Annotated in this window: 23 protein-coding genes; 12 read left to right on the top strand and 11 right to left on the bottom strand. The window is 56.4% G+C overall.

What is annotated here, in order from left to right; translation table 11 throughout:
* Nucleotides 1–473: 473 nt before the first annotated feature.
* From ACSBQV_RS19475 to glyQ, 3 genes are all read right to left on the bottom strand, one after another.
* A complete protein-coding gene (locus tag ACSBQV_RS19475) occupies nucleotides 474–1,193 on the bottom strand; it encodes a DUF3053 domain-containing protein (protein ID WP_025304780.1) in 720 nt (239 codons plus the stop codon).
* A gap of 343 nt (nucleotides 1,194–1,536) precedes the next feature.
* Nucleotides 1,537–3,606 carry a glycine--tRNA ligase subunit beta gene (gene glyS, locus ACSBQV_RS19470; RefSeq protein ID WP_099785132.1) on the bottom strand — a complete coding sequence of 690 codons (2,070 nt, stop codon included), beginning with the start codon at nucleotides 3,604–3,606 and terminating at the stop codon, nucleotides 1,537–1,539.
* Between the two features lie 9 nt (nucleotides 3,607–3,615).
* On the bottom strand, nucleotides 3,616–4,533 hold the full coding sequence (glyQ, locus tag ACSBQV_RS19465; protein WP_004933966.1) for a glycine--tRNA ligase subunit alpha: 918 nt from the start codon (nucleotides 4,531–4,533) through the stop codon (nucleotides 3,616–3,618).
* 474 nt (nucleotides 4,534–5,007) lie between these two features.
* Between glyQ and ACSBQV_RS19460 the strand changes: the two genes are divergently transcribed.
* Nucleotides 5,008–5,682, top strand: a complete 675-nt coding sequence (locus tag ACSBQV_RS19460) for an acyl-homoserine-lactone synthase (protein ID WP_099785134.1) — start codon at nucleotides 5,008–5,010, stop codon at nucleotides 5,680–5,682.
* Here the strand turns inward: ACSBQV_RS19460 and ACSBQV_RS19455 are convergent.
* Entirely contained in the window at nucleotides 5,629–6,375 is a 747-nt protein-coding gene (locus ACSBQV_RS19455) for a helix-turn-helix transcriptional regulator (RefSeq protein ID WP_033645125.1), read from the bottom strand. The two genes, ACSBQV_RS19460 and ACSBQV_RS19455, sit on opposite strands and share 54 nt — an antisense overlap.
* A 592-nt stretch (nucleotides 6,376–6,967) precedes the next feature.
* A complete protein-coding gene (locus ACSBQV_RS19450) occupies nucleotides 6,968–8,980 on the bottom strand; it encodes an autotransporter outer membrane beta-barrel domain-containing protein (protein ID WP_434991478.1) in 2,013 nt (670 codons plus the stop codon).
* Nucleotides 8,981–9,177: 197 nt separating this feature from the next.
* On the opposite strand from ACSBQV_RS19450, the gene ACSBQV_RS19445 reads away from it, so the two are divergent.
* The 8 genes from ACSBQV_RS19445 (at nucleotide 9,178) to ghrB (ending at nucleotide 16,614) form a co-directional block, all read left to right on the top strand.
* Entirely contained in the window at nucleotides 9,178–9,744 is a 567-nt protein-coding gene (locus ACSBQV_RS19445) for a DNA-3-methyladenine glycosylase I (RefSeq protein ID WP_042783395.1), read from the top strand.
* The gene (locus ACSBQV_RS19440) at nucleotides 9,741–10,193 is read left to right on the top strand and encodes an N-acetyltransferase (RefSeq protein ID WP_033645128.1); all 453 of its coding nucleotides are present in this window, start codon (nucleotides 9,741–9,743) and stop codon (nucleotides 10,191–10,193) included. The genes ACSBQV_RS19445 and ACSBQV_RS19440 overlap by 4 nt, the downstream gene beginning before the upstream one ends.
* 248 nt (nucleotides 10,194–10,441) lie before the next feature.
* Nucleotides 10,442–11,104 carry an OmpA family lipoprotein gene (locus tag ACSBQV_RS19435; RefSeq protein WP_033645129.1) on the top strand — a complete coding sequence of 221 codons (663 nt, stop codon included), beginning with the start codon at nucleotides 10,442–10,444 and terminating at the stop codon, nucleotides 11,102–11,104.
* Nucleotides 11,105–11,228: 124 nt separating this feature from the next.
* Nucleotides 11,229–12,263, top strand: a complete 1,035-nt coding sequence (locus ACSBQV_RS19430; protein WP_004933951.1) for a LacI family DNA-binding transcriptional regulator — start codon at nucleotides 11,229–11,231, stop codon at nucleotides 12,261–12,263.
* Between the two features lie 165 nt (nucleotides 12,264–12,428).
* Nucleotides 12,429–13,181 carry a sugar phosphate isomerase/epimerase family protein gene (locus tag ACSBQV_RS19425; protein ID WP_033652313.1) on the top strand — a complete coding sequence of 251 codons (753 nt, stop codon included), beginning with the start codon at nucleotides 12,429–12,431 and terminating at the stop codon, nucleotides 13,179–13,181.
* A 7-nt stretch (nucleotides 13,182–13,188) separates the two neighbouring features.
* On the top strand, nucleotides 13,189–14,154 hold the full coding sequence (locus ACSBQV_RS19420; protein ID WP_099785185.1) for a sugar kinase: 966 nt from the start codon (nucleotides 13,189–13,191) through the stop codon (nucleotides 14,152–14,154).
* 140 nt (nucleotides 14,155–14,294) lie between these two features.
* Nucleotides 14,295–15,563, top strand: coding sequence for an MFS transporter (locus ACSBQV_RS19415; protein WP_099785141.1), 1,269 nt, complete (start codon nucleotides 14,295–14,297; stop codon nucleotides 15,561–15,563).
* A 73-nt stretch (nucleotides 15,564–15,636) separates the two neighbouring features.
* Nucleotides 15,637–16,614 (top strand): glyoxylate/hydroxypyruvate reductase GhrB, encoded by a 978-nt coding sequence (gene ghrB / locus ACSBQV_RS19410; protein ID WP_099785143.1) that lies wholly within the window; start codon nucleotides 15,637–15,639, stop codon nucleotides 16,612–16,614.
* Between the two features lie 67 nt (nucleotides 16,615–16,681).
* Here ghrB and ACSBQV_RS19405 read toward each other — a convergent pair whose 3' ends face one another.
* From ACSBQV_RS19405 to ACSBQV_RS19385, 5 genes are all read right to left on the bottom strand, one after another.
* Nucleotides 16,682–17,632: a hypothetical protein gene (locus tag ACSBQV_RS19405; RefSeq protein ID WP_099785145.1), complete on the bottom strand. Its 951-nt coding sequence runs from the start codon at nucleotides 17,630–17,632 to the stop codon at nucleotides 16,682–16,684.
* On the bottom strand, nucleotides 17,622–18,884 hold the full coding sequence (locus ACSBQV_RS19400; RefSeq protein ID WP_099785147.1) for an ATP-grasp domain-containing protein: 1,263 nt from the start codon (nucleotides 18,882–18,884) through the stop codon (nucleotides 17,622–17,624). Before ACSBQV_RS19400 ends, ACSBQV_RS19405 begins: the two co-directional genes overlap by 11 nt.
* 103 nt (nucleotides 18,885–18,987) lie before the next feature.
* Complete coding sequence (locus ACSBQV_RS19395) at nucleotides 18,988–19,926, bottom strand: phosphotransferase (protein ID WP_080273428.1); 939 nt, start codon at nucleotides 19,924–19,926, stop codon at nucleotides 18,988–18,990.
* Nucleotides 19,927–19,931: 5 nt separating this feature from the next.
* The gene (locus tag ACSBQV_RS19390) at nucleotides 19,932–21,071 is read right to left on the bottom strand and encodes a trans-sulfuration enzyme family protein (protein ID WP_099785149.1); all 1,140 of its coding nucleotides are present in this window, start codon (nucleotides 21,069–21,071) and stop codon (nucleotides 19,932–19,934) included.
* A gap of 79 nt (nucleotides 21,072–21,150) precedes the next feature.
* Nucleotides 21,151–21,930 (bottom strand): 2OG-Fe dioxygenase family protein, encoded by a 780-nt coding sequence (locus ACSBQV_RS19385; RefSeq protein ID WP_033645137.1) that lies wholly within the window; start codon nucleotides 21,928–21,930, stop codon nucleotides 21,151–21,153.
* Between the two features lie 1,027 nt (nucleotides 21,931–22,957).
* Here ACSBQV_RS19385 and ACSBQV_RS19380 point away from each other — a divergent pair.
* From ACSBQV_RS19380 to ACSBQV_RS19370, 3 genes are all read left to right on the top strand, one after another.
* A complete protein-coding gene (locus tag ACSBQV_RS19380; RefSeq protein ID WP_099785151.1) occupies nucleotides 22,958–24,208 on the top strand; it encodes a valine--pyruvate transaminase in 1,251 nt (416 codons plus the stop codon).
* A gap of 73 nt (nucleotides 24,209–24,281) precedes the next feature.
* Nucleotides 24,282–24,503 carry a ribbon-helix-helix domain-containing protein gene (locus ACSBQV_RS19375; RefSeq protein ID WP_025304767.1) on the top strand — a complete coding sequence of 74 codons (222 nt, stop codon included), beginning with the start codon at nucleotides 24,282–24,284 and terminating at the stop codon, nucleotides 24,501–24,503.
* Entirely contained in the window at nucleotides 24,503–24,883 is a 381-nt protein-coding gene (locus ACSBQV_RS19370; protein ID WP_025304766.1) for a type II toxin-antitoxin system VapC family toxin, read from the top strand. The genes ACSBQV_RS19375 and ACSBQV_RS19370 overlap by 1 nt, the downstream gene beginning before the upstream one ends.
* Before the next feature lie 10 nt (nucleotides 24,884–24,893).
* Here ACSBQV_RS19370 and ACSBQV_RS19365 read toward each other — a convergent pair whose 3' ends face one another.
* On the bottom strand, nucleotides 24,894–26,552 hold the full coding sequence (locus tag ACSBQV_RS19365; RefSeq protein ID WP_042783386.1) for a putative transporter: 1,659 nt from the start codon (nucleotides 26,550–26,552) through the stop codon (nucleotides 24,894–24,896).
* Nucleotides 26,553–26,592 lie beyond the last annotated feature (40 nt).

The raw sequence follows: 26,592 nt of genomic DNA, 5'->3' as shown, positions 1-26,592 counted from the left end.
TGCCGCTGTATGCGAAACGGACTCTATCACGCTGTTTTTGTCACGCGAACTTCACGGATTTTTTGTGATACAAATCACACACAGCACCCCAACAAACCCTCATTTATAGTGATTTAGATCACACTTATGACGTGTAAAAAAAGCACAGTGAGAAAAAAGTCGCCACAAAACCCCCAATAAGGTGACTATGATCACATTTTTAAATTGGCGTTTTGTTTTTGAATTGTGACATTAGTCACAATTTATTTTTAGCGGCAGCGCCGATCGCAACGCTCTGTTTGATCATCCCTGTGAGCACTCATCCCGCCGGGAACTAGCAAAGTGATGAATGAAAGAAAACTACATTGCCTAATGAATGGATTAATTGAAGTGTAGTACAGAAGCCTGTGCAATAAGCCAGCAAGCGATTGGAAACGCTGAGGGGAAATAAAACAGGCCGGCAATGCCGGCCTGTTTCGCGCCTGGACGCGTTATTATTGCGTCACGCTTTGAATGGTTTTCTGCGCATTCATCAGGTTCTGCTGCTTAGCCACCAGATTCGACATCATGGTGTTGTATTGCGCCACCTGCTGCGCAGTGCGGAACTGCACGCCGTTGTTGTTGAAGCTGACCTGATTGCCCTGGCTCTGCAGGAAGTCGCCGACCTGCACCAGATCCTGCACAAAGCTGGCGGTAGTCGGGATCGCCGGCATCAAGGCGTTGGCCGGGGCGGTGACGATCTTGTCATAGGCCTGGTTGTACACCGCCTTCAGATCGTCAGGCTGCTTCAGCGCCGCGTGGGCAGTATCCGCCTGCGATTTGGCCGACTGGATCTGCTGGCCCAACAGGTTCAACGCCCCGACCGATTGCTGCAGCGCGTCGCGTTTGTTCAGGTAGTCCTGCGCGGTGCGGATCTGGTTAATCTGATCCAGCGCCGGCGTCAGGCTGGCGCCGACCGACTTGGACAACTGCTGCGAAAAGCCGACCAATATCGCGTAATCACCGGCATAGTTGCCGAACTTCTGTTTCTGGTCTTCGCTCAGCGTGGGGATGTTCGCCCCGCTGCGCATCACGGTATTCTGTAAGTAATCGATAAATGCTTTGCGCTGTTCCGGCTCTTTATCGCCGCAGGCGGTCAATTGCATGACCACCAACAATGCCAATACCGGTGCCAACCAACGCGCGAAACCTCTGCTCTGGATCCCTACCGCCATGTGACATAACTCCTGTTATAAACCTGCTTTTTCATTGGACTCCGCCCCTTTTTGCGCACTCCGTGCGCCTATAAGAATAGATCAACTGGCGGCGTTCCGATACGCGATTCCGCTTGCGGTGAACATTGGCTCGGCCGGAGGCGGTTGAACATCGTGCGCAAAACGCACTGAGGTTCATTGCCGTCAGCGACCGGACGCTTCAATTTCCCCAAGTCGCCCCCCAAGTCGCCCCCCAAGTCGCCCCCCAAGTCGCCCCCCAAGTCGCCAGGCGACCTTGCCTTCGCCCCCAGGAAACGGAAATAAAAAAGGCGCCCGCAGGCGCCTTTTCACAGCAAAGAACCGCTTACTGCAGCACGGAGATATCCGCCACCTGCAGGAACAGCTCACGCAGTTTGCTCAGCAGCGTCAGACGGTTAACGCGCACTTCCGCATCGTCCGCCATCACCATCACGTTGTCGAAGAACGCATCCACCGGCTCACGCAGCGCGGCCAGTTCCACCAGCGCTTCTTGGTAGTTGCCCGCCGCGAAATACGGCTGCAGCTTGTCGCGCAGCACCACCAGGTGAGTCGCCAGCTGGATCTCCGCCGCATCCTTCAGCACCGAGGCGCGCACGCTGTCGTTCAGCGTTTCGGTAGACTTGGCCAGAATGTTGGAGACGCGTTTGTTGGCCGCAGCCAATGCCGCCGCCTCGTCCAGCGTACGGAAATGGGATACCGCCTTGACGCGCGCGTCGAAGTCGGCCGGTTTGGTCGGACGGCGCGCCAGCACCGCCTGAATGGTATCGACCGCGTGGCCTTCTTCCTGATACCAGGCACGGAAACGACCCAGCATGAATTCCACCACGTCGTCGACCACATTGGCATTGGTCAACTTGCTGCCGTACAGGCGCACGGCCTCTTCGGTCAGAGTCTGCAGATCCAGCGGCAGGTTTTTCTCGACGATGATGCGCAACACGCCCAGCGCGGCGCGGCGCAGCGCGAACGGGTCTTTATCGCCCTTCGGATGCTGCCCGATGCCGAAGATGCCGGCCAGGGTGTCCATCTTGTCGGCGATCGCCAGCGAGCAGGCCACCAGCGACTGCGGCAGCGCATCACCGGCGTAGCGCGGCTGATACTGCTCGTTCAGCGCAACGGCGACGTCTTCCGCCTCACCGTCGTGGCGCGCATAGTGCATGCCCATCACACCCTGGGTGTCGGTGAATTCGAACACCATGTTGGTCATCAGGTCGCACTTCGACAACAGGCCAGCGCGGGTGGCGTGGTTGACGTCGGCGCCAATCTGGCCGGCAACCCAGCCCGCCAGCGCCTGGATGCGATCGGTTTTGTCGCGCAGGGTGCCCAGCTGCTGTTGGAACAGCACGGTTTCCAGGCGCGGCAGGTTGTCTTCCAGACGTTTTTTGCGGTCGGTGTTGAAGAAGAACTCGGCGTCGGCCAAACGCGGACGCACCACCTTCTCGTTGCCGGAGATGATCTGCTGCGGGTCTTTCGACTCGATGTTGGCCACGAAGATAAAGTTAGGCAGCAGTTTGCCTGCGGCGTCGTACACCGGGAAATACTTCTGGTCGCCCTTCATGGTGTACACCAGCGCTTCCGCCGGCACCGCCAGGAATTTCTCTTCGAATTTGGCGGTCAGCACCACCGGCCATTCCACCAGCGAGGCCACTTCTTCCAGCAGGCTGTCGCTCAGATCGGCCTTGCCGCCGATCTTCTGCGCCGCCAGTTCGGCGTCGCGTTTGATAAGGGCTTTGCGCGCTTCGTAGTCAGCGACCACTTTGCCGCGCTCCAGCAGGATCTGCGGGTATTGGTCGGCATTGTCGAGGGTGAACTCGGCTTCGCCCATGAAGCGGTGGCCGCGCACGGTGCGCGCGGATTCGATGCCCAGCACGGTGCCCGGGATCAGATCGGCGCCCAGCAGCATCGTGACGGTGTGCACCGGACGCACGAACTGCACGTCGGAATCGCCCCAGCGCATCAGTTTCGGGATCGGCAGCTTGCCGAGCGCGGTGCTGACCATGCCGGCCAGCAGTTGTTGCGCCGACTGGCCTTTGACATGGGCGCGGTACATCAACCACTCGCCCTTGTCGGTCACCAGGCGCTCCGCCTGATCGACGGTGATGCCGCAGCCGCGCGCCCAGCCTTCGGCCGCTTTGCTCGGTTTGCCTTCGGCGTCGAACGCCTGAGCGATCGCCGGGCCGCGTTTTTCAATTTCGCGATCGGCCTGCGCCGCGCTCAGGTTGGCCACTTTCAGCGCCAGGCGGCGCGGTGCGGCGAACCAGCTCACGTCACCGTGTTCCAGGCCGGCGTTGTCCAGCTCGGCGGTGAAGTTGGCGGCGAAAGATTCCGCCAGGGAACGAAGAGCCTTCGGCGGCAGCTCTTCCGTGCCGATTTCCACCAGGAAAGTCTGTTGAGTCATGGCTGCCTCTTAGTTCTCGTTCTTCTTGTTGCACATCGGGAAGCCCAGCGCTTCGCGGGAAGCGTAGTAGGCTTCGGCAACGGCTTTGGTCAGCGTGCGGATGCGCAGAATGTAGCGTTGACGCTCGGTCACCGAAATCGCCTTGCGCGCGTCCAGCAGGTTGAAGGTATGGCCCGCCTTCAGGATGCGTTCGTAGGCCGGCAGCGGCAGCGGTTTTTCCAGCGCCAGCAGCGATTGGGCTTCTTTCTCGTACTGCTCGAAGCAGGAGAACAGGAAGTCGACGTCGGCGTATTCGAAGTTGTAGGTAGACTGCTCCACTTCGTTCTGATGGAACACGTCGCCGTAGGTGGTGACGCCCAGCGGGCCGTTGCTCCACACCAGATCGTACACGCTGTCCACGCCCTGGATGTACATCGCCAGACGCTCCAGGCCATAGGTGATCTCGCCGGTCACCGGCTTGCACTCCAGGCCGCCGACCTGCTGGAAGTAGGTGAACTGCGTCACTTCCATGCCGTTCAGCCACACTTCCCAACCCAGGCCCCAGGCGCCGAGCGTCGGGTTTTCCCAGTTGTCTTCCACGAAGCGGATGTCGTGGATAGTCGGATCCAGACCCAGCTCTTTCAGCGAGCCCAGGTAGAGTTCCTGAATGTTGTCCGGCGATGGCTTAATCACCACCTGGAACTGATAGTAGTGCTGCAGACGGTTCGGGTTTTCGCCGTAGCGGCCGTCGGTCGGGCGACGGGATGGCTGCACATAAGCGGCGGCCATCGGCTCCGGCCCCAGTGCGCGCAGGCACGTCATCGGGTGTGAGGTTCCCGCGCCGACTTCCATGTCCAATGGTTGAACGATGGTGCAGCCCTGGCGCGCCCAATAATCCTGCAGTGTCAGGATCAGGCCCTGGAAGGTCTTGGTATCAAACTTTTGCATGTTGAATTCGCACGCGATACAAGTGGATTTATATGGAATGCGCCAGTATACCCTTTGACCGTAAGATATACAGCCAGAATCCGGCAACAAGTGCGAATCGGGGCAAGAAGCGCTGGATTTTCACCCGTCGGCCAAGAAAACCGTCGGCGACATCGGCGCCGCAGAAGGCGAGGTACCGTACCGCTTTCGCAGGCTCGGGTATCGGCTGGCTTTAAAGAAACGCCGATTCATCCCCCGCATGCTTCCACTACCGGCAGCTTGAGGCTTCTTCGACAAACAACAGGCGTGTTGAACAATATTCAAATAAGTGAATGGAATGAAAAAAAACATAACTCAGTGTTATATATTTACTTTATTCTCACCAACGCGGCATCGACTGAAATTTACTTGCCATAGTGACTCTGGTAGTATAACAAGAACAAATAACAGCCGCAGCTAAAAAGCCATTTAAGTCGCTTAGGAAAAAGATTGAAAATGATAGAGCTCTTTGACGTAGACTATAATTTGCTGCCAGATAACAGATCGAAAGAACTATTCTCTTTAAGAAAAAAAACGTTTAAAGACCGTTTAGACTGGCTCGTTAATTGCGAAAATAACATGGAGTTTGACGAATACGACAACCGTCACGCCACCTATATTTTCGGCACCTACCAAGATCACGTCATTTGCAGCTTGCGATTTATCGAAACGAAATACCCAAACATGATCAGCGATGGCGTATTCGACAATTACTTTAACGATATAAAACTCCCCGAAGGGAATTACGTTGAAGCCAGCAGATTATTTATAGACAAGGCGCGCATTCAAGCACTTCAACTCCATCAAGCGCCAATTAGCACCATGCTTTTCCTGTCGATGATAAACTATGCAAGAAGCTGCGGCTACGAAGGCATATACGCCATTATCAGTCACCCGATGCGCATTATTTTCCAACGCTCGGGCTGGCATATCTCGGTGGTAAAAACCGGATGCTCCGAAAAGAATAAAAATATTTATCTGATCTATCTGCCGATAGACGATGCCAACCGGAACAGATTGCTGGCGCGCATCAACCAACACGCCACAAAGTGGGATAACTCGTTGGATTCCTGGCCATTATCCTTCCGAGTCAGCGAGAAGCGGCCGGATGAGCTGCAGCTCCACACCTAACCTGATGGCATGTTTGGCATTGGTGACGCCAAGCTTTTTGACGGCGTTGCCGATGTGATATTTTACGGTGGTGAGTTTTATTCCCAGGATAAGGGCAATTTCTTGATAGGATTTACCTAAGCTCGCCCAGTAGATGATCTCATTTTCACGCTTGGAGAAAAACTCTCGCTGGTTCATTTTTTCAAAGTCAGCAGGCGTGCTCATTTCCTGGTAGAGCGCCGTCATTTTGCCGTGCATGGTAATCAGCAGCATTTGAATTTCGGCCTTATTATTGTCAATCTGCTGTTCAACATCCGCATCACAATGCTTATCCAACATAATGGATAACACCACCAGATTATGATGATGATCGTGCAAGACGAAAGTATACCCATTAATAATATTGTAGTTCTTGGCCATATCAAAAATCTTTGGCAATTTTAATCCTGCACCAATTTCCAAATCTTTATCCCAGGTAAACGGGGTAATTCTATGCGATGCGGTAATCAAAACGGGATCAATAAACTGATAGTTGTTTTTGATATAAAACTCGAACCACTCCGTTCTATTGGAAATGATTGAAAAGCTAGTCGGATTTCTTTTATTCATTATAGCATAGGCATATTTTATATTATTGTATTTGCTCAGCCCGCGTTCCAACTCTTCTTTTATAGAGGCATTAATGGTTTCATTATTGAAAAAAAAGTTAGACACTCACCAATCCTCTTCAAGAAATAACATCACTATAAAACTGAGAAGAGTATAACCCGGTTGCGCCGCCAAGTAAATTAAACCGACAGGCATAATAGGAAGCGTTAATAATCAACAGGCGTTTTAAAGAGTCAATTAAAATAATTTCGGAGGGGAAATTAATTTAATCGAGAAATAAGCGCGTCGCTGAAGAAGGGGCGGCAGAGGGCATTATCCGGCAAAGAAACACAAAGAAAACAAAATCATAACAACTCGGCATCATGACATGCATCTGACAAAAGCGTTCTGTCGCGTTGAAGATGAGAGGGGGCCAGACAGGCAGGCGAAAACGCCCCGCATCCGATGATGAAGGGAAAAAGCCATTGACAGTGAAGATTTGGATATACAATAATAACCAAAATTTTCCCTGGTGTTGGCCAAGTGGCTACCTGATCCTTTATAGGATCAGTTTTTTTTTGTAGCGCTGTATTTTATCGTTATGCAATAACGATAAGAACTTTCAGCGATAAATGATAGTTGTACTAAAGTACAGTCTCATCCGCCCACATCGCCTCGCCATCTCGCCGTCACAGGCTCCATCCTCTCCCGAGAGTTCTCAGAAGCGCGCGCTGACGCCGACGTTATACATAAACTGCTCGCCGCTGCTCAGGCCGCCGGTTTGCGAGACGGTGGCGAAGGCCGACACTCTGTCCGTCAACGGCATGTTGGCCCCCAGCGTGACATCCACCCAGTTTTTGTCCTGACCCGCACCGTCGCGAGTAAATGAGGTTTGCGTCGATTTCAGGCCGCCGCCGGCGCGGTAGACGTCATCGCCGAACTGATGCTGATAACTCACTTCCGCATAGGGGTTAAACACGCCGAATTGCGTATCCAACCGCCAGCCCAACGCGCCGATCTGCGAATGATAGGTTTGATCGTTGAAGCGCATGGCGGTGCTGTCATCACCGTCTTCACTGTAGCCGGACACATGACTGTAATCCCAGGCGAACTGCGCCACCGGCCCGGTGGTGAGGTAAGCAGCGATAGGGAAGTCATAGCCGGCGGTCACGCGCGCGCCCCACTGCTTGCCGGAGGTCGAACCGGTTTCGGTGCGCGTCAGCGGCCCCAACCGCATGCTGCGACGGATGTCGTCATAATCCATCGTCGCATAGTGCAGATCGGCATTGACCCACCCCTGCTCGAATATGGCCAGCGAACTGAAGGCCGACAGCAGCACCCCACGCGCCTTGTAGTCATAGCGGCTGGAAGGATGCTGATCGTCGTTGGAACCGGCGATCAACGCACCGATCAACCAGCTGTCGGTCAGCTGATAGTCCACGCCGACGGTCAGGTTGTGGGTGGTGGCGTTGCCATCTCCCGCCGCCCGGTTATCGGCATAGTCATAGTGCTGGCCTGCGTAGCCGCCGAACACGCCCAGCGAGCCCTGCGGATTGTCGCCGTTGCGCAGCTGCTGGAAACGGCTGTCGAGCGTGGCGCGGCTGTCACGCGCCATCGCCGCCGTCGCCTGATTCAGCGCCACCACCTGCGCCGGGCCATCCAACACCGCCTGGATATAATCCGCAATCAGCAGGTGCGCCTGCGGGCTGGGGTGGAAATGGTCGGAGAACAGATAGGACTGGCCGGCGTCGAAGCCGGGCATGTCGGAACGGCAAACCGCCGAGGAAACGCCCGCCGGACAAGCCATGCCGGCCGTGTTGGCGAAGCCGAACTGCGCCGGATTGGCGAAGCCGAACTGCGCCGGATTGGCGATCGCTTCGGCGAACAGCTTGTTCACGTCCACCCGCACGATATTGCCGCCCCCCTGCGCCAGCAAACGGTCTTCGCTTTGATTATAGAAATCGGTCAGCTGAGCGGCCTGCGCGCTCAGGCTGTCATACGCCGCCACAAGCTGGGCGGCGATCGCCTGCTGCACCTGAGGGATCGCGCTGCCCTGCTTCGCCGCGGCGGCCAACGCCGCGTGGATCGCCTGCGTGCGCGAAGCGTTGTCCGGGGTAGCCACCGAATTGAGCGTGGCATAGGCCGCCTGAATCGCCGCCCCCTGTACCGGCGGCAGCGCCTGCTGAATGATTAGCTCCATCAGCTGCGGCGTGGAGCCGATGTTCGGCACCGTCGGCACGATCACCGTGCCGGCGCCGGCGTTCAGCAGCGAATGCACCTGCGCGGCGGCGGCCGCGGCGCTGTTATAGGCCACGCCGGGCGCGGTAGCGGCGTTCAACGCCGCCGCCGCCAAATCGTTACCGCCGATCCAGTGAATATACAAACCGTCGCCATCGGCCTGGCCGTTAACCCGATTCAGGTAGCGCTGCACCTGATCCTGGGTGTTGTCGACCGGGTTCAGGCCCGGCACCGCCACGGCGCCGCCGGCGGCGTAGTTTTCACCGCCGTTGTCCGAGGCCACCAGCGCCGCGCCGATGCGTTGCGCCAACGCTTCGTCGTACAGCAGGTGCTGACTGCCGTCATAGGTGAACCGGCCGTTGTTGCCGGTATCGCTCAGGCTGTCGCCAAAGACGTAGAGTTGGTCATACGCCTGAACCGGAAGGGTCACACTGCAAAGTAACGCCACTGCAAGCGCCGCCGGGCGGGGCATGCATGTTATTTTTAGAGGCATGAATCGACTCCTGAGAGCCTGCAAATGAAGGCAATGTCGTTTTTATCGTTGGCCGGTTTTCCACCGGCCATGTAGTAACTATTGTCGGCTTTTTCGTCACGTCAAGCGGGGCTGCGGACAAAACAATCAGAGGCTTGCCAAGTTCGCCGCTTCGAGCGATGATTACTGTTCATAAATACAGCATAAGGACATTCAGGATGGCAGACGAACGTTGCGGTTGGGTGACGGCCGATCCGTTGTATCTCGAGTATCACGACAAGGAATGGGGCACGCCCACCACCGACGCGCGCGAGCTGTTTGAAATGCTGTGTCTGGAGGGACAACAGGCCGGTCTTTCCTGGATCACCGTGCTGAAAAAGCGCGAGAACTACCGCCGCGCCTTCCATGATTTCGATCCGCAGCGGGTCGCCGCCATGACCGAACAAGACGTGGAAAGGCTGCTGCAAGACAGCGGCATCATCCGTCACCGCGGCAAGATAGAAGCCATCATCACCAACGCCAAAGCCTATCTGGCGATGGAGGCGGCCGGCGAGAATTTCGTCACCTTCATATGGGACTTCGTCGGCGGCAGGCCGCAGCTCAACCGCTGGCAGGCGCTGAACCAGGTTCCGGCCAAAACCGAGCAGTCCGACGCCATGTCCAAGGCGTTGAAAAAGCGCGGCTTCAAGTTTATCGGCTCCACCATCTGTTACGCCTTCATGCAGGCCAGCGGGCTGGTGAACGATCATCTCACGGGGTGCATGTGCTACCCAAAGCCACGGTGATCCGCCCCTGTGGCCCGGCGGATATCGACCGGCTGATGGCGCTGTGGCTGCCCAGCACCATCGCCGCCCATCCGTTCGTGGCGGAAAAATACTGGCGTGAAAGCGCCGCACTGGTGCGGGAAAATTACCTGCCGCGCGCGCAGAGCTGGGCCTGCTGGCATGAAAACGAGATCGTCGGCTTTATCAGCGTGCTGGACGAACAGTTCATCGGCGCGCTGTTTGTCGATCGGGCATATCACGGCCGCGGCGTAGCCCGGGCGCTGATGACGCACGTGCAGCAGCGCTACCGCCGGCTCAGCCTGGAGGTTTATCAGCAAAACCTGCGCGCCTGCGCGTTTTACCACAAGCACGGTTTTCAGGTAACGCAGCGCCTGTTTAACGACGAAACCCAGGCCTATACGCTGATCATGAACTGGCCGGCAATCGAGAATTCAACCGGTTACGGTTAAAAAAGGCGCATTCGCGCCCTGGCGGCGCGCAATTAGGAATCCGCTGCATGGCGCCGCCCGGCGTTTTGTCGCATAACTCCCCCAGCACTTACCCGCGCTCATCATTTGTCACGTTTTTCTCCGGAACTGCCGGCGAGCCAACGCGTCATAGTAGCGCGGTGATGCGGGCCCCACCTGCGTCGCCTACTTTTTTGCGCCCCCGTGTTGGGCCGGCGCGTACAGATATTGATGCCATTAAGGACAAGAACATGAAAAAACGCATTGCAATTATTGCCGGCGCAGTGAGCGTCGCGCTCACGCTGTCGGCCTGTACCACCAACCCTTACACCGGCGAATCCGAAGTCGGCAAGTCCGGCATCGGCGCGGGCCTCGGGGCCGCACTGGGCGCCGGCGTCGGCGTACTGTCCTCTTCCAAGAAAGATCGCGGCAAGGGCGCGCTGATCGGCGCGGCGGCCGGTGCGGCGCTCGGCGGCGGCGCTGGCTATTACATGGACGTGCAGGAAGCCAAACTGCGCGACAAGATGAAAGGTACCGGCGTCAGCGTCACCCGCCAGGGCGACAACATCGTGCTGAACATGCCGAACAACGTGACCTTCGACAGCAGCAGCGCCACGCTGAAACCGGCGGGCGCCAACACCCTGACCGGCGTCGCCATGGTGCTGAAAGAGTATCCGAAAACCGCAGTCAACGTCATCGGCTACACCGACAGCACCGGTTCCCGTTCGCTCAACATGAACCTGTCGCAGCAGCGCGCCGATGGCGTAGCCAGCGCGCTGATCACCCAGGGCGTGGCGGCGAACCGTATCCGCACCGCCGGTGCCGGCCCGGACAACCCGATCGCGTCCAACAGCACCGCGGAAGGCAAGGCGCAAAACCGCCGCGTCGAGATCACCCTCAGCCCGCTGCAATAATCCCGCGCGGGGCGCCACCGGCGCCCCGCCGCTTCCCTGGGATTTTCTCCTTATCCTTCAACATTCCCGCCCGCACGCCGGGTATGGTAGTCTCCTTGGCAATTAACCGCAGGAGGGATCGGCTGTGAGCACTGTCAAGGCAACGCGCGCCTCAGGACGCGCCACCATCAGCGATGTAGCGAGCATCGCCAAAACCGGCAAGACCAGCGTGTCACGCTATCTGAATGGTGAACAGCACCTGCTTTCCGACGATCTCAAACAGCGCATCGAACAGGCGATCCAGCAGCTCGACTACCGCCCAAGCCAGATGGCGCGCAGCCTGAAGGGCGGCCAAACGCGCCTGATCGGCCTGATCCTCGCCGATATCACCAACCCCTATTCGGTGGACGTGATGCGCGGCATCGAGGCCGCCTGCCGCCAACACGGCTTTACCCTGCTGGTGTGCAACACCAACAACGAAGTCAATCAGGAACAGCACTACCTGCAGCTGCTCAGCAGTTACCGGGTGGAAGGCATCGTGGTCAACGCGGTCGGCATGCGCGAGGAAGCGTTATCCACGCTGCAACAGTCGATGCTGCCGATGGTGCTGATCGACCGCAAAATCCCCGACTTCGCCTGCGACGTAGTGGGCCTGAACAACCGTGAAGCCGCCACCGTCGCCACCGAGCACCTGCTGCAACAAGGCTTCGAAGCGATCCTGTTCCTCAGCGAACCGCTCGGTACGGTCAATACCCGCCTGGAACGCCTGCACGCCTTCAGGCATACCATGGCGCAGCACCCTGCACTGCTGGCGGAGCAGGCCGAAACGCCGCTCAACGATCGGCAAAAACTGGAACAGGTGCTGAGCGATTTCAGCGGCCGTCATCGCGGCATGCGCAAGGCGGTGATCTCCGCCAACGGCGCCCTGACGCTGCAGGTGGCGCGCGCCATGCGCCGGCTCGGCATCCAGTGGGGCAACGACATCGGCCTGCTGGGCTTCGACGAGCTGGAGTGGGCGGAACTGGCGGGCGTCGGCATCACCACGCTGAAACAACCCACCTACCAAATGGGGCACGCGGCGCTGGAGCGGCTGGTGCAGCGTATTCAGGGTCTGGCCGCCCCCAGCGGCGAGCAGATGTTCTCCGGCGAGCTGATCGTCCGCGGCTCCACCACCCGCTAACCCGCCTTCTCCGGGGCCTTAACCGCCCCGCCTTCATCGGCTGTTTTTTGCTCAGCTTCGTGATTGCGATCATATTTTTACACTCTGTCGCTTTCTACTGGAACCGGTTCCATTTAACGTACCGGTAACAGCAGCGGCGGCGACAATGCCGCCTCAGGAGTCAAAATGAAAACAGAAATCATCGTGGTCACCGGCGCCTACGGCGCCGATACCGTCAAACAACAGGGCGGCCAGCGCGCGCTGTTGCCCATCATCGCCGGCGCGGGCGCCGACGGGGTGGAGATCCGCCGCGAACTGTTCGCCGCCGGCGAACTGGACAGCCTGCCTGCGCTGGCCCAGGAGATAGAACGCCAGCAGCTGTTCGCCGTCTATTCCGCCCCTGAGGCGCTGTTCACTCCGCAACATACGCTGAATCCCAACCTGCCGGCGCTGCTGGCGGAAGCGCAGGCGCTGAACGCGCGCCAGCTGAAGCTCTCCCTCGGCCATTTCCGCCCCGGCTTCGATTTTACCGAGCTGAAAGTGGCGCTGGAGCAACATCCGGTCAAACTGGTGGTCGAGAACGACCAAACGCCGGACTGCGGCATTTTGTCGATGCTGAACGCCTTTTTCCATGCAGCGGAAGATAGCCACCTGCCGGTCAGCATGACCTTCGATATGGCCAACTGGCTGTGGGTGGGGCAAGACGCCTTCGCCGCCGCCGAGCGCCTGGCCCGCCACGTCGGTTACGTGCACGTCAAGGCCGCGACGCAAGGCCCGCGCGGCTGGCGCGCCATTGCGCTGGACGATACCGACGGCAGCTGGCGCGATCTGCTGGCCCGCCTGCCGCACGATGCGCCGCGCGGCATCGAATTCCCGTTGCAGGGTGATGACCTGGAAGCCGTCACCCGCCATTACGTCAATATTTTGCGTGCGGAGTAACCCCATGATGACAACGTTAACGGCAACGACGGCGCAGCAGGCGCCCCTGGATGTGGTCACGCTGGGTGAAGCCATGGCGATGTTCGTGGCGGCGCAGACCGGCGATTTGGCGGAGGTGGAAACCTTCACCAAACGCATCGCCGGCGCCGAACTGAACGTGGCGATCGGCCTGGCCCGTCTGGGCATGAACGTCGGCTGGGTCAGCCGCGTCGGCAACGACTCGTTTGGCCGCTTCACCCTGCAGCAGCTGAAAAAAGAAGGCATCAACTACCGGCAGGTGACGGTCGACGGCCACTATCCGACCGGTTTTCAGGTGAAATCCAAGACTACCGATGGTACCGATCCCAGCGTGGAATATTTCCGTAAAGGCTCGGCGGCCAGCCGCCTGTCAGTCGCCGATTTCAACCGCGAGTATTTCGGTTCCGCGCGCCACCTGCACCTGAGCGGCGTGGCGGCGGCGCTGTCCGGCGAATCGCTGGCGCTGTGCCACCATGCGGCGCGCGAGATGCGCGCCATGGGCAAAACCATTTCGTTCGATCCCAATCTGCGCCCGGTGCTGTGGCCCAGTCGCGAGGTGATGATCGAGCAGCTGAACCAGCTGGCGTTCGCCGCCGACTGGGTGCTGCCGGGGTTGAAAGAGGGACAGATCCTCACCGGCCAGTCGACGCCGGAAGGCATCGCCGATTTCTATCTGGAGCGCGGCGTGCAGGCGGTGATCATCAAAACCGGCCCGGACGGCGCCTGGTTTAAAACCGCCGCCGGCGATAAAGCGACGGTGGCCGCGGTCAAGGTCGACAACGTGGTGGATACCGTAGGGGCGGGTGACGGCTTTGCCGTCGGCACCCTCAGCGCCCTGCTGGAAGGCAAAACGCTGGTACAGGCGGTGCAACGCGGCAACAAAATCGGCTCGCTGGCGATCCAGGCCATCGGCGACAGCGAAGGCCTGCCAACCCGCGCGGCGCTGGCCGAATAACAATAAAAAAAACGACTTCTCCGCATGACGTCAGCCTCTGGCCCTACAACCAGGACGCGTCGGGAGAGCATCTGCCCCTTCGTCTTTCACGCCCAGGGCGCCGGGCGAAGGGGATGCAACACCACTGAAGGATACTGAACATGAACAAAGCGACTGTCGCGGCCAAACGCTGGTGGTACATCATGCCCATCGTGTTTATCACCTACAGCCTGGCCTATCTCGATCGCGCCAACTTCAGCTTCGCCTCTGCCGCCGGCATCAATGACGATCTCGGCATCACCAAGGGCATGGCCTCGCTGCTGGGTGCGCTGTTTTTCCTCGGTTATTTCTTCTTCCAAATTCCCGGCGCCATCTACGCCGAGCGCCGCAGCGTCAAAAAACTGATCTTCTGGTGCCTGATCCTGTGGGGCGGCTGCGCCTCGCTGACCGGCGTGGTGAGCAATATTCCGATGCTGGCCGCCATCCGCTTTATCCTCGGCGTGGTGGAAGCGGCGGTGATGCCGGCAATGCTGATTTACATCAGCAACTGGTTCACCAAATCGGAGCGTTCACGCGCCAATACCTTCCTGATCCTCGGCAACCCGGTGACGGTGCTGTGGATGTCGGTGGTGTCCGGTTACCTGATCCACGCCTTCGGCTGGCGCGAAATGTTCATCATCGAGGGCATTCCGGCGGTCATCTGGGCGTTCTGCTGGTGGGTGCTGGCGAAAGACAAACCGGCGCAGGCCGGCTGGTTGAGCGCCGATGAGAAACAGGCGCTGCAACAGCAGCTGGACGAAGAACAGAAAGGCATCAAGGCCGTGCGCAACTACGGCGAAGCCTTCCGTTCGCGCAACGTGATCCTGCTGTGCGTGCAGTACTTCGCCTGGAGCATCGGCGTATACGGCTTCGTGCTGTGGCTGCCTTCCATCCTGCGCAGCGGCATGCAGATGGGCATGGTGGAAGCCGGCTGGCTGTCGGCGGTGCCTTACCTGGCGGCGACCATCGCCATGATCGTGGTCTCCTGGGCGTCGGACAAAATGCAAAACCGCAAGCTGTTTGTCTGGCCGCTGCTGCTGATCGGCGCGCTGGCGTTCTTCGGCTCTTACGCCGTCGGCACCAACCATTTCTGGATCTCTTACGGCCTGCTGGTGGTCGCCGGCGCCGCGATGTACGCCCCCTACGGGCCGTTCTTCGCCATCATTCCGGAAATGCTGCCGAAAAACGTCGCCGGCGGCGCCATGGCGCTGATCAACAGCATGGGCGCGCTGGGTTCGTTCTTCGGTTCCTGGTTCGTCGGTTACCTGAACGGCGCCACCGGCAGCCCGGCGGCTTCCTACATGTTTATGGCCATCGCACTGGTGGTGGCGGTGGTGTTGACGCTGATCGTCAAGCCCGCCCGCAACGAGATCCAGCCGCAGATGGCTTGATCCGGTTATACTTTTTCTCTGTCAATCAACCCGAGGGGGCGCCATGCCCCCTTTGGCCCAGCTGGAGTTCGTGATGAAACCTTCTATCGTATTGTACAAAAGCCTGCCCGCCGACCTGCGTGAACGTCTGGAACAGCACTTCACCGTACACGCGTTCAACGGCCTGCAGCCGGAGAACCGCGAGGAACTGCGCCAGGCGTTGCAGCAGGCCGAAGGGATCATCGGTTCCGGCGGCAAAATTGACGAAGCCTTCCTGCAGCAGGCGCCCAAACTGCGCGCGGCCTCGACCGTTTCCGTCGGCTACGACAACTTCGACGTCGAGGCGCTCAACGCCCATAACGTGCTGTTGATGCACACCCCGACGGTGCTGACCGAAACCGTCGCCGACACCATCATGAGCCTGGTGCTGGCGACGGCGCGCCGGGTGGTGGAAGTGGCGGAACGGGTCAAGGCCGGCGAATGGCGCGGCAGCATCGGGCCGGACTGGTTCGGCGTCGACGTGCACCACAAAACCATCGGCATCCTCGGCATGGGCCGCATCGGCCTGGCGCTGGCGCAGCGCGCGCACTTCGGCTTCGGCATGCCGGTGCTGTACAACGCCCGCCGCACGCACGAAGAGGCAGAGCAACGCTTCAACGCCCGTCGCTGCGATCTGGATACCCTGCTGGCCGAGTCGGATTTCGTTTGCATCACGCTGCCGCTGACCGAACAAACTTTCCATCTGATCGGCCGCGATCAGCTGGCGAAGATGAAGAAAAGCGGCATTCTGATCAACGCCGGCCGCGGGCCGGTGGTGGATGAGCAGGCGCTGATCGAAGCGCTGCAAAACGGCGTGATCCACGCCGCGGGGTTGGATGTGTTCGAGAAAGAACCGCTGCCGGCCAACTCGCCGCTGCTCAGCATGCCGAACGTGGTGGCGTTGCCGCACATCGGCTCCGCCACCCATGAAACGCGCTACGGCATGGCCGCCTGCGCGGTGGATAACTTGATCGCGGCATTGACCGGCACGGTGAAAGAAAACTGCGTCAACCCGCAGCTGTTGCAGAAATAACTTATCGAGGCCGGCGATCTGCGGATCGCCGGCCTCGCCGCTTTTTGCGGCTATCGACGGAGTATCTTCACTCCGTCAACCTCACGGGCTTCCCCCTTATCTTGCTGACGACAAATTTGCCCACGTCGTCATTGGCGATCAGCATGACCAGCAGCAGCATCACCAACACCGCCAGTTTCATATGGCTGTAGGCTATCGACGGGTCAAAAACCTCCAGCAACAGCGTAATGCAGGGTGAAACATTCACAATAATGTTGGTGGTCAAGGCGCTGGTGAGTTCAATACCCTTTTGCAGCATCCATAGCGGCAATATATTCCCTAATATGACGATGATCGGCAGGTACATCCAGAAGCTGGATTGCGTCGTTGCCAATACGCCTTCGCTCGGCAACATCAGCGCGCAAACGCCAATGAGCAAGGGAAATCTGAACGACTGAATATTGACGGCGTTAAACGCTTTTTTGGACAATGATTTTGCAATATAGGTGCCGACAGCCATACAGGTTGAGGTGACGAGACACACTAAGCCAAGCGCCAGAACAAATAGGGTGTTTGAATCGAAGGGGTTAAAACGCTGCCCTTTCACGGCCAATATCATCAGCACGGCGACAATAAAAGCCAGCATCACGGCTATAACGATGTTTTTTACACCCACCGAGTTTCGGTTATAAATCTCAATGAAAACAGAAATGATCGGGCTCAGTCCAAAAAGCATCGCCACCAGAATGGAGGGCTCCGTCCATTTCAACCCAACGAAAAGCCCAACCCAAGCTCCCAGCGTAGAGATATTCAATAATAGAATTAACTTCCAGGCGTTGAGGCAAGCTCGCAGCTTGACGGGGAAAAACAGCACGGAGATCACAAAGAAACCGAGCCAGGTCAAGGTGAAAGTCCAAAACAATAATACGAACAGATCGATGCTCTGCAACAAACCTGAGAGAAAAACATCTATGGCCGCACCCAGGATGCAATATCCAAGAATGTACGTTGGGCCGGACGCCTTGATTTTACTGTTCATAGACTTCAAACATGCCCTTACTTTCAAGGCCAACGATATATTGATAGTCGGCATTGAGCTGATCGGCGCAACGGTGGCTTAACGCAATCCAGCCCGGAGAGCTGTAAACGTCCGTCGTGAGTTTTATTTCCTGATCAACATCCGGCAGATTTGATTTCTTGTAGGATGGCAAACCGGCGATGGTATCGACATGCTTAACGGCCTTGATAGTGCCAGCGCTGAAAGATATCAGCTCTTTAATTTTTAAATAGTTTAACGGTTTATATTCCTCTGCGACCGCTTCCAGGAATGCCTCGGTTGAACACACGCTCAGTACCAGTTCGTCAATCTGCGTGCGCTTCAACGCCAGGGATGACAACGCCGGAAAACCCGCGCCGTGCGGTCTGGCCCCGGTTTCAATTAGCGTCCAACCGTCTTTGGTTAAAAACAGTTCCGAGTGCGCTGCGCCAAACGTGATCCCTAAAGCATCCAGACAGCTAAAGATGTAATCTTTGAGCTGAGCGTGATTCTGCGCATCGAAGGAGGTCAGTTCGGTGAACTCACAGATGGAATCGGCCCCGTTGTAACTGCCCTTGCCCATCTTCCATATTGCACAGATCTTGTGACGGCCTTGATAACTGACAGTATCGACGACGTACTCTTCCCCCTCAATAAAAGGCTGCAGAATAATGACTTCATTTTTTAAATTGAGCTGATTGCTTTTTTTGAACAAATCACCTGCATGAGCTTCAACTTCTTCAACCGTTTTGCAAACAAAAACGGAGTCCGTGCCTGCGCTGTCAACGGGTTTTAGGACCAGCTTCCGGTATTTTTTAAACAGCTCGGTCGCATATTGCGTGGCGTCGTTAAGGGTAGTTAACCGGTGCGTGGGGATATGATTGATCGCGCTATTTTTCAGGCACTCCTGCATCAGGTATTTATTTCTGCGAGAACGGCTCGTGCCGGTATCGTTACCGGGCAGGCCCAGAAGCTCAGCCAGATGATCTGCGAGTTCAATGCCTGTTTCACAGCCTGCAATCACCGCGATAACATCATACTCTTGCAATTGATTGAGGATCTCATCCCCCGTGTATTGCAAACTGATAAAGAAATCATCCCCTCTGTAGCTATTCAGCAGCTTCGCCGGGATATCTTCTCGACTTTGAATGTGCGCGCACCCGTATCCTTTTTTATTGAATTCCGGTGCCACATCATTTCCGGATGAGTAGGCGTCAACGAGGATGACGATTTTTTTCGTGTCTTTGATGTCCATGCAGCGGGTTACTCCATACTATAATCAGGGCCGAATATTAACGTTCGATTGTCTTGGCGTCGAATTTACGCTCGACGCCCTTTTACTTTATGAAGGGAACGTGTCAGCAAATTTGTGAGAAGTCGGTGCGTTCAATACTTTTAGCCAGGCTTGTCATTTCGCGATATTTATCAGATTTATCACCACCCGGCTGATAGATTCTATACCGCCAATAACGCCAAAGAGATGTCAGGATGGCGGCGTATTCCGTATAGGTTTTCAACACCTTAATTTCGCGCGCTTCAAGCATTCTTATAGAATTATAACCCGCGATGATATGCTTCGCTTTTTCCGGCGACAGCGTCCCATTGATGCCGCAGGTGCCGACAATCGCCATGGCGATATCGAAAACGGAGTGATAAATACAGGTCAACTCAAAATCTATCATGCCGACGAACTGCTCGCCTTCAAACAGCATATTGTCGTAGAAAAGATCGGAGTGGATGACAGAGGTAGGTAAGCCGCTGATGCGTTCTACGGCAAGATGCCTGAGTCTGTCTTTGGCCCAGCGCTCATAATCCTGATCGATATTGGCATCGAGGGCATCCATGAACTTTTTCTGCTCATAGAAGACTGAGTCTGTTAAGAAATTAGGGACGGGGATCGTATGCAGTTTCGCCATGGCAACGCCGAGCTGCCTGAGCATATGTTCGTTAAAATCCCGGCGGACGGCGCCATCCATATAGGTTCTTAATAGAGAGTGCTTACCCCTTAATATAATTGAATAGCTTTCTTGCCCTTTGGGTTTGACCAGCAAGGAGGTCTCATAATCATGTGCTTCCAGCCATACCAGCGTCTTTGCCATGATCTCAACGTCATCACGGCTTTGCTCTTCAATAATGCTGAAAACACAGCGGCCGATATCCGTTTCGAGGCAGTAATTGGTATTGCCGGATCCCATCCCCAAGAAGGCGCTGCTTTTTACCGTCAGCCCATAAAGAGATTCTATGCGGTGAACTTCATCACTATTCAACGTTGAGCCTGTTTGCATTTCTAATTCCATATCATTCACTTGAGCGCTTGATGCAAATCTTCATACAAGTCATTAACGTCTTCGATGCCGACTGACATTCGTATTAATTGCCTCGTAATCCCTGATTTTTTCTGCTCCTGCTCGCTAAGACTTCTGAACGACGATGAGGCCTGATAAGGCGAGTTCAGCGTGGTCTCCAAATCCCCCAAACTGTTGGAAGGGACGATGAGATTTAACTTCTTCTGAAAACTTGTCGCGTCAAACCGCGGGGCGATTTCAAAGCTGACCATGCCGCCGAACCCCCTCATTTGTTCGCGGGCTACGCTATGATTATGATGACTCGGCAACCCCGGATAGAACACGTTCGTCACATTAGGGTGCTCATTTAAACGGCTGGCCAGTTCCATCGCGTTGCGGTTAATGGCATTCATTCGAATGGCCAACGTGCGCAAGCTTCGCTCAAGCAGATGACATGACTGCGCGTTCAGACACCCGCCAAAGTCATTCATATATTCGGCCATTGCAGCAATGGACTCTTCACTGCCGACAGCCACGCCGCCTGACACATCGCCGTGGCCGCCCAAAAACTTGGTGGCGCTGTGCAATACCAAATCGACGCCATATTCCAGAGGGTTTTGGTTGATAGGCGTCGCCACGGTGTTATCAATAATGGTGAACACCCCCCGACTCTTGGCGAATCGGATCAGTAGCTCAATGTTCAGGATTTTAAGCAATGGATTCGTCGGTGTTTCGATATATATCATTCGCGTATTCGAATTGACTAATGCGATGATGCTCTCTACTTCACAACTCTCCGAAACGCTGTATGTGATACCTAATTTTGCAAAATGATTCTGTACAAACTTGAGCGCGCCTGAATACACGCCGTTTTGTAAAACAATATGGTCACCGGCTTTTAAATGCGAAAGCATCGCCGTCGCGAAAGCCGCCATACCGGAACTGAATACCAGAGCGGCCTCACCACCGCTTTCCAATGCGCACATCTTCTCGGCAACGGCGCGCTGATTGGGTAAGTTACCATGTCTTGGATAGACATCTTCTGTCATATCAAGATGCTTGTGAGAACTCGCGGAGAATAGCGGAGAAAGAATGCCACCATGCATTTCGTCGATAATGGTTCCGCTGTGAACGGCAAGAGTTTCTTTTGCTAACACGGTTACTGCCTATTTTCGAGTATCAGGAAGTGGGGGGCATGCCTTGAATAAAGGCTCCCCCCGTTCATGTGAGTCTTTATTACGATGGGTTATTTGGCACCGCGAACATCGGGGTGAAATCGATTAATATGACATCGCGGAAGCCCACCTTACCGTGCCCATCCACATGAACCGGTTTCACCTGGTGCCAGACTAGATCATCAACGATGCCGATGGAGTCCAGCGGTTTGAGCATCGCCTCATTACACAGGATGTTCGTCTTGGTGTTATCTGTAATGATGTTCTCACCGCCAGAAACACCATCACGATTGATCAAATGTATCCAGGTGCAAGGCTCGCCATCCTTATGAAGTCGATTCGGTACGGAAATCCCCGGCGCATCAACCGTCGCTTTCATTCTGATGAAGTGAATGCCGACCTCCATGGGAATCGTGGAAGCATACTCATGTAACGGAGAGTTTTTAAAATCATGCAGGACAAGCGACGTGATCAGATTATTTGACAAAATTTCGTTTGGGACAGGCTGAAACTTCCTTGCCTCCTCAACGACTTCATCATTAAATCCGACATCTTGTTTGTAACTGTAGGCGTGTTCGGAAGATTGAGGAATCAAGAGATTAAAGCAAGGTAAGAGCACATATTTACTGTGCTGCCGATAGCGCCCCGCATTTTCACCGTAGGGATCCAGAGCAAGCGTATCGAAATGCCGCTGAATAATACTTAAGTCTGATTTTTGCGCATCGGTAAGGTTAAAGTCATCCGAAGCCAATTTGCAATACCCTACATCTGTCATCATGGGGTATGCGCTCACACGGCACTCAAGTGTGTTCTCAAACTCTTTAATGTTACCACGAATCATCGTGCAATCTTCCTTTTTACTCTGATTGGAATAACGACATATTGATGTTCACCGCAATGCTCATGAACATTGAACAGCAAATGCTTCCCTGTTTTTCATGTGAAGTAATTCATCTCACAAATAAAAGAGCTTGATTATTTATTCTTTAAACTTCCTGCACGCTAAAAAGTGCGAAAGAGAATTTTATAGATTTCTTTTCCACTTATTTATCGAAACCAGACTTGCGCTGTTTTTCATTGCTACCTGACCTCATCTCACTTGTACGCGGTGAGCGAAAGTCTACGCTGCATACGGGTTTTCAAATGACGCCAGGTGAATCGGCGCAAAACCTTTATCCTCCAACCCTACCCGCCTAATGGGCTGCGATGCCTGGCGATGCGCATCTGCCGGACACAGAGCGCCCTCCCCTGGCGTTACGCCGCTGAATGCTATTTGCGGCTCCCTCGCGGGCAGTATGATTAGTAATTTTTATAAAAAATAGCCAATTTTCGGCAACGGCAACGTACATGCCCCATGCCGGCCAGCAGGAGACACCGCTCATCAAACCGATTACTCTGTAGAGAGACAGGGACGAAACTGGCAACCAAACTATGGTCAGGCAAGTAAAATCGCCTTGAAAGCCGTGCTTTTGGCATGGCTTCATCCACGCTACCGCACTACTCATCCCTTTCCGAGCATTAGTTTAGACAATCTTTATTGTTAAGATAAATTTAACGGATGCGGAAGTTACTCGATATGGTTATAAATTGCCATAGTGTTAATGAAATGCAGCGAAAAAGTGTGATCTGGGTCGGGACCGCAAAACCTGTGCCAACCCTAAGATCGCGTGGCTGAATCGCGTGGCTGAAAGGTTGAGGCGATAATGACGTGGGCCGGCGAACGGTCATAATAATCCAGCGTAATATGCTGCTAATCGAACGCAGGGCAAAACTTGTGCCCACCGGTCGATTTGTCAGCCGCATTGCAGCGGGGTTTATCTGGCGGTATGGTGGGTGATTACCTGCTAAAAAACAGTACTGCTGCACCTATGACTTTCTCACTTTTCGGCGAAAAATTTACCCGTTATGCGGGCATTACCCGTTTGATGGACGACCTGAACGAAGGCCTGCGCACCCCCGGCGCCATCATGCTCGGCGGCGGCAACCCCGCACAGATCCCAGAGATGGAAGCGTATTTCAAACAGCTGTGCCAGGAGATGCTCGACCAGGGCAAACTGACCGAAGCGCTGTGCAACTACGACGGCCCGCAAGGCAAGGACGCGCTGCTGAAAGCGCTGGCCAATCTGCTGCGCGACGAGCTCGGCTGGGAGATCTCGCCACAGAATATTGCACTGACTAACGGCAGTCAGAGCGCGTTTTTCTACTTGTTCAACCTGTTCGCCGGCCGCTACGCCGACGGCTCGCACCGCCGCGTGTTGTTCCCACTGGCGCCGGAATATATCGGCTATGCCGATGCCGGGCTGGATGAAGGGCTGTTCGTCTCCGCCAAACCGAACATCGAGCTGCTGCCGGACGGCCAGTTCAAGTATCACGTCGATTTCGAACATCTCACCATCGGCGATGACATCGGCATGATCTGCGTTTCACGGCCGACCAACCCGACCGGCAACGTGATCACCGACGAAGAGCTGATGAAGCTCGATCTGCTGGCGCAACAGCGCGATATTCCGCTGGTCATCGACAACGCCTACGGCGTGCCGTTCCCCGGCATTATCTTCAGCGACGCCACGCCGCTGTGGAACCCGAACACCATCCTGTGCATGAGCCTGTCCAAGCTCGGCCTGCCCGGCTCACGCTGCGGTATCGTGATCGCCGACGAGAAGGTGATCACCGCGCTGACCAACATGAACGGCATCATCAGCCTGTCTCCAGGCAGCATGGGGCCGGCGATGGCGACGGAAATGATCGCGCGCGGCGATCTGCTGCGCCTGTCGAACGAGGTGATTCGCCCGTTTTACAAACAGCGCGTCGAGCACACCATCGAGATCATTCGCCGCTACCTGTCGCCGGAACGCTGCCTGATCCACAAACCGGAAGGGGCTATCTTCCTCTGGCTGTGGTTTAAGGATCTGCCGATCACCACCGAAGTGCTGTATCAGCGCCTGAAAAAGCGCGGCGTGCTGATGGTGCCCGGCCACTACTTCTTCCCGGGGCTGGAGCATGAATGGCCACATACCCACCAGTGCATGCGCATGAACTACGTGCCCGATCCGGAGAAAATCGAGCGCGGCGTGGCTATTCTGGCGGAAGAGATCGAACGCGCACATCAGGAAGGCTAACGCCGACTGATTGAAAATCGACCGACAAAGATATACGATGCATATATCGTATATCTTTTTTGGAGGGCCAACGATGACTCGCATCGTGATCGATTTACCTGAAGAAGACCTGCGGCAGCTCGATAATCTGAAAAATATCCGCCACGTTCCCCGGGCCGAAATCATTCGTCAAGCAGTCTCCCGCTATCTGACGGAGAACCACGTGGAAGATCCCAGCAACGCTTTCGGACTCTGGTCCGGGGCGATGGGAGATGGCGTGGAGTACGAAAATCGTCAGCGCGAGGAGTGGGAATAATGGTGGCTCAACGGGCGTTATTCGACACCAATATCCTGATCGATTATCTCAACGGCATTCCTCAAGCCAGGGACGTTCTGGTCGAGTATCACATCAATCCGGCCATCAGCGCCATCACCTGGATGGAAGTGATGGTAGGTGCTAAAAAACAGGGTCCGGCACTGGAGCTGAAAACACGTCAGTTTTTAGGGCAATTTCTGCTGCTGCCTATTACCGATGAAGTCGCCGAACGCGCCGTAGAACTGCGCCACTCACAGCATGTGAAACTGCCAGACGCCATTATCTGGGCCACAGCGCAGGTGGGATTCCGGATGCTCATCTCCCGCAACCCCAAAGATTTCGGCACTGACAATGGCGTGTTGATGCCTTATCGGCTGTAGACGATCCGCACTACAACGTCCAGAACAGCACCGCCAGCAGCTGCGGCGACATGATGCGCAGGAACATCGCCAGCGGATATACGGTGGCGTAAGACAGCGCGGCGGCGCCGCTGGTGGGATGCAGGCCGTTGGCGAAGGCCAGCGCCGGCGGATCGGTCATCGATCCCGCCAGCATGCCGGACAGCGTCAGATAGTTCATCTTGCCCACCGTGCGCGCCAGAATGCCGACGCTCAGCAGAGGAATGGCGGTGATTAACGCGCCATAACCAATCCATGTCAGCCCCTCGCCGTGCAGCAACGTATCGATAAAATTGCCGCCCGACTTCAATCCGACCACCGCCAGAAACAGCACGATGCCCAGTTCGCGCAGCGCCAGGTTGGCGCTCGGCGGCATAAACCAATACAGCTTGCCGATACTGCCGATGCGCCCCAGGATCAGCGCCGCCACCAACGGCCCGCCGGCCAGCCCCAGCCGCAATGCCGCCGGGAAGCCGGGCACAAACAGCGGAATGGAGCCCAGCAGCACCCCGAGGCCGATACCGATAAAGACCGGCAGCATCTGCACCTGCTGCAGCTTTTGTTGGGCGTTGCCGACGATTGCCGTCACCGCGTCGATGGCCTCCGGCCGGCCGACCAGGTTGAGAATATCGCCAAACTGCAGCGTCACGTTGCTGCCGGCCACCAGCTCCACGCCGGCGCGGTTGAGGCGTGAAATCACCACGTCATATTTCTGCTTCAGGTTCAGATCGCGGATTTTTTTCCCCAGCACCTGCTCGTTGGTCACCGCCGCCCTCACTACCTGCAGCGCAGTGCCGCGCGTGGACAGCGAAGCGTCGACCTCTTCGCCGATCACCAGCCGGGCGTTCTCCAGATCTTCGCGTTTGCCCACCAGGTGCAGATAGTCGCCGAGCTCCAGCCGCTCATGCGGCGCCGGCACCATCAACATCTCGCCGCGTTTGAGGCGCGAACAGACGATCGCTTCACCGTTGAGCAGCGGCACGCTTTTGATCGCCATGCCCTGCAGATTGGGGTTACGCACCGCCACGTTCATGGCGTGCAACAGCTCGCGCTGATTGCCCAGGCTGCTTTCAAACGCCTGCGCCTCGCGCTCGATGTTGATGCGAAAAACCAATCGGATCAGCCACATCACCAGCAGGATGCCGCAAATGCCGAACGGATAGGCCATGGCGTAACCCATGCCCATGCCGTCCACCAATGCCGGATCGGAACCGAGATCGGTCAGGATTTGCTGACCGGCGCCCAGCGCCGGCGTGTTGGTGACCGCGCCGGAGAACACGCCGAGGATGATCGGCAGCGGCACGTCGAACAGCTTGTGCACCGCCGCCGCCACTGCGCCGCCGGTCAGCACCAGCAGCACCGCGAAGGCGTTGAGCCGCAGACCGGAGACGCGCAGCGAAGAGAAGAAGCCGGGGCCAACCTGAATGCCGATGGTGTAAACGAACAGGATCAGGCCAAACTCCTGGATGAAGTGCAGCATGTCCCCGTTCAGGCTGATTTGCCCGCTCTGGGCGAAGTGGCCGACCAGGATGCCGCCGAACAGCACGCCGCCAATCCCCAGCCCGACACCGTACAGCTTCCAGTTCCCCATCCACAGCCCAATGACGGCCGCCAACGCCAACATGCTGACGGTCAGGGCGATATCGCTCATAGGTCACATCCTTGCCAAAGTTGAACATGGGATTTGCGGA

It is taken from the genome of Serratia sp. B501 (assembly GCF_051172315.1).
Taxonomy (GTDB): Bacteria; Pseudomonadota; Gammaproteobacteria; order Enterobacterales; family Enterobacteriaceae; genus Serratia; species Serratia ureilytica.
This window is presented reverse-complemented; position numbering and strand designations above follow the sequence as displayed.